The sequence below is a fragment of the Novipirellula sp. genome, from assembly GCF_041583735.1.
Classification (GTDB): domain Bacteria; phylum Planctomycetota; class Planctomycetia; order Pirellulales; family Pirellulaceae; genus Novipirellula.
In genome coordinates, this window is the sequence record NZ_JBFHFD010000483.1 from 1 (window position 1) to 6578 (window position 6578).

The following is a 6578-nucleotide window of genomic DNA, read 5'->3' on the forward strand; positions in this document are numbered from 1 at the left end:
GCGAAAGCGGATGACGACAAAGAGCAACCAAAAACCGACGCTGCCGACCTTGTCGATGGCATGCCGGAATGGTTTGTCGGTCCGCTGCTTGCCGACTTGGTGGCTCACGAAGTCGGGCACACGCTCGGTCTGCGTCACAACTTCAAAGCATCGGCGATGATGGAGTTGGCCGACATCAACAGCAACGAAGTCAAAGGCAAAAAGACGTTTGCCGCGTCGGTGATGGATTACTCGCCGATCAACTACCGTTACGAAGCGGGTGAAACGCAAGGCGATTACGCGATGATCGACATCGGACCTTACGATTACTGGGCAATCGAATACGGCTACACCGCCGATGAAAAGAAACTGCCCGAGATCCTGAAACGCTGCAGTGAACCGGAATTGCAATTTGCGACCGACGAAGACACCAGTGGCCCCGATCCTTTGGCACGACGTTATGACTTTGCTGCGGATCCGCTTGAGTACTGCAAAGAGCAAACCAAGTTGATCAAACTGTACCGCGAACGTTTGCTGGAAAAATTCGTCAAAGAAGGCGACAGCTGGGCCAAGGCTCGACGCGGCTACGAATTGACACTGGGCTTGCAAACCCGCAGCGTCAGCATGATGGCCAACTGGGTCGGCGGTGCGTTTGTCTACCGCGACAAGAAGGGGGACCCCGGCAATCGTCCCCCCGTCGAAGTGGTGCCTGCGGAACAGCAACGCGATGCACTAAAATACGTGATTGAAACGTCGTTTAACGATGACGCGTACGGTTTGACCCCCGAACTGCTCGAACGCATGAGTGTTGATAAATGGCTTGATGGCGGAGGACATACTTCGATGAGCAGCGAAGCGACATGGCCCATCCATGATCGCATCCTCGCCGCTCAAGCAAGTTCGCTAACGTTGTTGATGAACCCCACGACGCTTCGCCGCGTTTACGACAACGAGATGCGTCTTCCCTCGGACCAGGACGCTTTGACGCTGCCTGAGTTGTTGGACACGATTGGCACCGCCGTCTGGAGCGAACTGGATCAAGAGTGCCCCGAAGGCCGAAACGATCGTCAAACCATGATCAGCTCGCTGCGTCGCAACCTGCAACGCGAACACATGCAGCGGCTTGTTGACCTTGTTCTCGAACAAGACAGCTCGACCGCGGCATACAAGCCGATCAGCAACTTGGCTCGCATGGAACTGAAGGAACTGCAGAAACGGATCGATGCGTCGCTGAAGAGCTGTGGCAAGAAAATGGATGCCTACTCGCGTGCCCATTTGTCGGAAGCATCCGAACGAATCGCACGAGCACTCGAAGCGGGTTACACCTACGGCAACGGCCAAGCCCGTCGTGGCGGCGGACTGATGCTACTGTTCGGCGAAGAGGCCGAGCAGAGCTTTACCCCGTAGATCCACTGACAAACGTCATCTTATTGCGATAAGAAACGATAAATCGAAAAGCCCCGCATGGAGCGAAGTTCCATGCGGGGCTTTTTTGTTGAGTCAACGATTACAGGCCGGAGGCCGGCAGAGGGTATAAGAAAACCTAGCCCCGCGGGCGACACACTCTCGGTCAGTATGTCGGCCTCCGGCCTTACGGCGCCAAGTCGCCCCTAAACGGCCTATTCGCCTGCTGGTAAATCAGCAGGCTCCGAAGTTGGGGGGAGACAACAACCGTGGACTGAAGTCCAAGGCTATCGCCAAAGCTGCCTCCGGCACCCAAACCGTAATCTTATCTAGCGTGACTGTTCGGCCTGTTCGGCCCGCCACAGGAGGATCCGCTTTTCCAACAGCGGCAGCGGAATCGAGCCGACCGATAACACGCGGTCGTGAAACGATCGGAGGTCAAACGCGTCGCCGAGCTCGGCTTCGCTTTCAGCACGCAATCGCGAGATCGTCAACTCGCCCATTTTGTAGCCAAGTGCTTGGCCGGGCCAACCGATGTAACGATCGACTTCGGCGACGATATTGTGTTCGCTCAGCGCCGTATTTTCTCGCATGTACTCGATCGCTTGCTGGCGACTCCACCCCAGATAGTGGATACCGGTATCCACGACCAATCGACTCGCTCGCCATGCTTCCATACTCAAGCGGCCAAAGTCCTGGTACGGATCTTTGTAAAAACCAATTTCTTTGCCGAGCCGTTCGCTATACAGCGCCCAGCCCTCGATGAACGCGGTGAAATTGCTTTGCCGGCTAAGCGGATGCAGTCCTTCGAGTTCCGCTTGTAGTGCCAATTGCAAGTGGTGCCCGGGAACCGCTTCGTGCATCGAAAGGGATTCGATTTGGTACAGCGGTCGTGAAGACAAGTTGTAGGTATTGATGTAGTAAAAGCCGCCTCGAGAACCATCGGTCGCTGGCGGCCAATAGTAGGCGGATGAGGTTTGCGGAGCGACATAGTCGGGGACCTCGCGAATCCCGTAGGGAATTCGTGGCAAGCGGCCAAACAACTCGGGCAACCGACCGTCGGCGCGTTTGAGCACCAAGGCCACTCGCTGTAATAGCTCGTCAGCCGTTTTCGGATAGAACTTGGGATCGGTGCGAAGGTGGTGCAGAAATGCAGGAAGATCGCCTTCAAAGTTCACCTGTTCGCGAATCGCTTCCATCTCTTGGCGAATCCGCTTGTTCTCGCGTCGGCCGATCTCGTGAACCTCTTCGGGCGAAATGTCCAACGTGGTGAAATGACGGGTTCGGTCGCGATAGAAGGCTCGCCCGTTGGGCAGCGATGAAGCGCCGATGGTTCCGCGGCACGCCGGCAAATATTCGTTCTTCAAAAAATCGGCTAAACGCTGGTACGACGGAATCACGCTTGATTGGATTGCGGCGGCGATTTCAGCCGTGATCTGTTCCCAAGTTTCGGCGTCAAAGCGATCTTTGGCTTCCTCGTTAATGTTGGTCATTAACAGCGATTTTGACGGATCATCCACCACCTGAGCCATCACTTGATCGACCGAGTCACGCAGAATGATCGCGGGCTGAGTCAGCCCCGCGTCGATTCCTTTTCGCATCCGTGCGATGTGTTGATCGGTGTATTCGGAAAACGTTTTGAGTCGGCTGACGTAGTTTTCAAAGTCTTTGCGAGTGCGTGGATTCATCACCCGAGGCATTTCGGGGAACGAAACATGAAATCCTTCGCGATTATTGATCGGCATCAGGTGGGTCTGAAACTGATAATCCGCAATATCCGCTTTCAAACTTTGCTGCAAAATCGCGTAATCGATTTGCCGTAGCGGGCTGAGGGATTCCGGTTCGATTGACTGAAGTTCCGCCAAGAACTCAATCGTCTTCTTGCTGCGACGATCTATCGCATCGAGACTCTGGTCCGCCAATCGATCTTGTCCTCGCGGGTCGCCGACATCGGTGGCCAACAGCGGAAATTCCGTCAGTTGAAAATCCCAAACCCGATCCAACAATTGATTGATCGCGGCATCGCCCGTTGGTGTTTCCGATGCTGAGGAAGAGTCGGCGGGGATCGCAAAGCCATTTTGCAGCGTCATGACCGCGATCAACAGCGTTAGAAAAGGATTGGCACGGCACTGAAATTTCATGGGAGCTCACTCGTTTTGAAGTTTTTTCGTTCACGCAGAGGACACGTGTCGACTACGCTGTTTTCCGGCTCGCCATGAACTATAACAAGTCACTCGACTGATCGATGACCCCACCGCCCCCGCCTGCCTAGGAACCCTTCTGATGCGGCAATTGTTGACACCTTTGTTTTTTTGCGTTGCGTTTTCAGCCTTTCACCCCACGATGGCTCAAGACGTTGCCGCCCCCCCTTCCGAACCCAATCAGGCTGCAGAGACGACCGCTGCCACCGTGGTTTCCCATGAGGTGCCGGTTACCGGTGCCGATCGCGAAGCGATTATGAAGCGTTGGGAGCGTGACATCATTTCGCTCGAAAAAGAAAACGAGTCGTTGGCAGGCGATGAAGATGCGATCTTGTTTATCGGCAGCAGCAGTGTCCGCCGCTGGGACTCGATCGCGACCGACATGGCTCCGTTTCGCTGTATCGAGCGGGGCTATGGCGGCGCCAAGTTCAGTGACGTGGCCGTATTTGCCAAACGATTGATCGAGCCTCATCAGTACCGAGCGATGGTGATGTTTGTCGCCAACGATGTTTCCGGCCGCCCCAACGATCACTCGCTCGACCAGATCGAAGCATGGGTACGCTATATCGTCGGGGTGTCACGAGCCCACCAACCCAATGCAGCGGTGTTGATTGTCGAGATCACGCCGTGCGAAAGTCGGTTTGCTTCATGGGACAAAATCCGGGCCGTCAACTCGCTCTTAAAAGAAATCGCACTGACGACGCCGGACACCTATTTCATTCCGACCGCCGAACATTATTTGACCGCCGATGATCACCCACGGCCGGAACTATTCGTCGGCGACAAGCTACATTTGAGCCCCCCCGGTTACGAGTTGTGGGGCTCGCTGATCCGCCAGCGACTTAGCGACGTGCTGCGTCAACGAGCCACCGCCGACGCTGCGGCCACTTTGGAAACGCCTGCCGCTCGGTAGCTCGAGCGAGACAAGACGGCGACACTCGTCCTTTGTGAACTTAAAATTGTCGTGGAAGAGGCAACGAGTCCATCGCAGAACCACCGGGCCACGTAGCCTCGCCCACTACCCGAAAATCGGGTAGTGGCAAAACGCTTGATCGGCACGATGCGGGCGAGTTTCATTCGTGTTCCACGCAGAAAAATTTGCGGCAACGGGCAATTTAGCCTGTTTTTGCATGATTTTCTCGGTTGTGATCGGAGGAAAACCATTCGTATACTCCGCGAGACTCTTACACATGGGATACGACGCTTTTGGTCGGCAAGGACGCCACCACCGATATACGTTTCACCAGGTTCAAGTGGACAACACGCGACCCTGAGAGGACCGCTGCGCCTTCACGTTTCTTGAATCCGACACGGCGAAACGGGATTGCGATGATCGCATTGTTCTTGATGGAAGCATGGTTGCCGTCGATAGGCAATGCGTTTGAACCTGTTTCCCGTGCGCATGATGCCCACACGATTGAAGCCAGTGCGGATCCTGTCCGCGTCAGTGGCAATGTGATCTATCGCTGGGCCATCGGCACGTCGCAAGCCTCGCTGTTAGAAGGTGATTGCGTTCTGCAACACGGCGACAAACGCATCGCTGCCGGATCGATCCTGGTGATTGTCAGCGGTGATGTCGGCCAAGTTCACAGCGAAGTCGTGGCGGACGGCATCCAACTGCCCAATGGAACCCATTCGGGGCCCCGCGTCATGGAATTTGTGACGTTGATGGATCCCGAAGTCCAAGCACCGCTGTATCGCGGAGCTCCCGATCAAACGCCCCGCTTGATGCAATACCGAAAACCCACCAAGCCACCGCGGCTAGGGTTCGGGGCGAAGACGGTCGCGCTTGCCTCGGGTGAATCCAGCTCAGCAACAGCTCTGCAAACAAGTGGGGCCAAATCGAGTGGCGCCGAATCGTTTGGCGCCGGATCGAGTGGCAATGTCCAGCAGACTCAATATCAGTCCAGCCCGCTACAACAGCCCAACTTTGCCAATCCAGTCTTTTCCGACCCGGGGATCGATAGCGGTGCGTTCCAACCGCCGCAGCAACCAGGACAGCAAGTGTTGTCGGGGCCGAGCAATTGGTCCGTCTCGCCCGCTCAGGTTCCCCCGCAAGTCAGTTTCGACGTTGCCCCGAATGCGATCGGCAGCGTTCCCAATTCGCCACCGCCGATCACGATGTCCGATGGGGCGACGAGCGGCGGATTTCAATTCTTTGTCGGCGGGGGAACTCGCAGCGTCGAAGTGCTTGCACGCGGTTCATCGATGCCGCCGCAAATCGAAACGATCAACCGTCCCGAAGCAGGGGAAACGCTCATCGTCGCGCGTGGCGGCGTGACCGTGCTGGTTCGCGACGTCACCGCTCAATTGCCGAGCGGCGAACTGATGCAGTTAGGCACAATCTCGCTCTCGGCCGACCGGATCGTCGGTTGGCTTCCACTGGTGACGAATCTGTTTAACGGATCGACGAATCTGTCGCAGGCGCAAGGCGAATTATACCTCGAAGGCGACATCGTCGTCCGTCAAGGTGAGCGAATCATTTATGCCGAGTCGATGTACTACAACATCGCCACCGAACAAGGGATTGTGCTCGATGCCGAAACGATCACGACGATCCCTAGCTACCAGGGGATCGTTCGACTGAAAGCGGATGTGATGCAGCAAGTGGCGCGAGGCAACTTTGTCGCCTTTGATGCCGCGGTCACCAGCAGCCGGATGGGCGTGCCACGCTATTGGTTGCAAAGTGAGCAATTGGAGCTAACCGACCGCAACACGACGGTCATCGATCCAATCACCGGCGTTCCGACAGTGCTTCGCGATCCGTTCGTCAGCAGCCGAGATAACTTTACGTACTTTGGGGGCGTCCCCATTTTGTATTGGCCTCGGTTTGCAACCTCGCTGCGTGAACCAACGTTTTATCTCAGCGGCGCCAGTGCTCGAAACGACAGTATTTTCGGCAGCCAACTACTGCTGGACTTTAACTTGCTGCAGATCCTCGGCATCGAAAACGCGCCCGAGGGTTTAAAATGGGAACTTTCCACTGATTATCTA

3 protein-coding genes and 1 pseudogene are annotated in these 6578 nt (G+C 55.9%); 3 read left to right on the forward strand and 1 reads right to left on the reverse strand.

The features are described from left to right. Positions 1 to 1386 (forward strand): zinc-dependent metalloprotease (locus ABX962_RS26365; protein ID WP_372723832.1); only part of this gene is annotated, 1386 nt, incomplete at its 5' end. 326 nt (positions 1387 to 1712) lie between these two features. On the opposite strand, the gene ABX962_RS26370 is transcribed toward ABX962_RS26365, so the two are convergent. Continuing rightward, positions 1713 to 3524, reverse strand: a complete 1812-nt coding sequence (locus ABX962_RS26370; protein WP_372723834.1) for a DUF885 family protein — start codon at positions 3522 to 3524, stop codon at positions 1713 to 1715. A gap of 202 nt (positions 3525 to 3726) precedes the next feature. On the opposite strand from ABX962_RS26370, the gene ABX962_RS26375 reads away from it, so the two are divergent. Continuing rightward, positions 3727 to 4497: a GDSL-type esterase/lipase family protein gene (locus ABX962_RS26375; protein WP_372723836.1), complete on the forward strand. Its 771-nt coding sequence runs from the start codon at positions 3727 to 3729 to the stop codon at positions 4495 to 4497. 416 nt (positions 4498 to 4913) lie between these two features. Beyond that, a pseudogene (locus tag ABX962_RS26380) lies at positions 4914 to 6578 on the forward strand (organic solvent tolerance protein OstA); the annotation flags it as partial.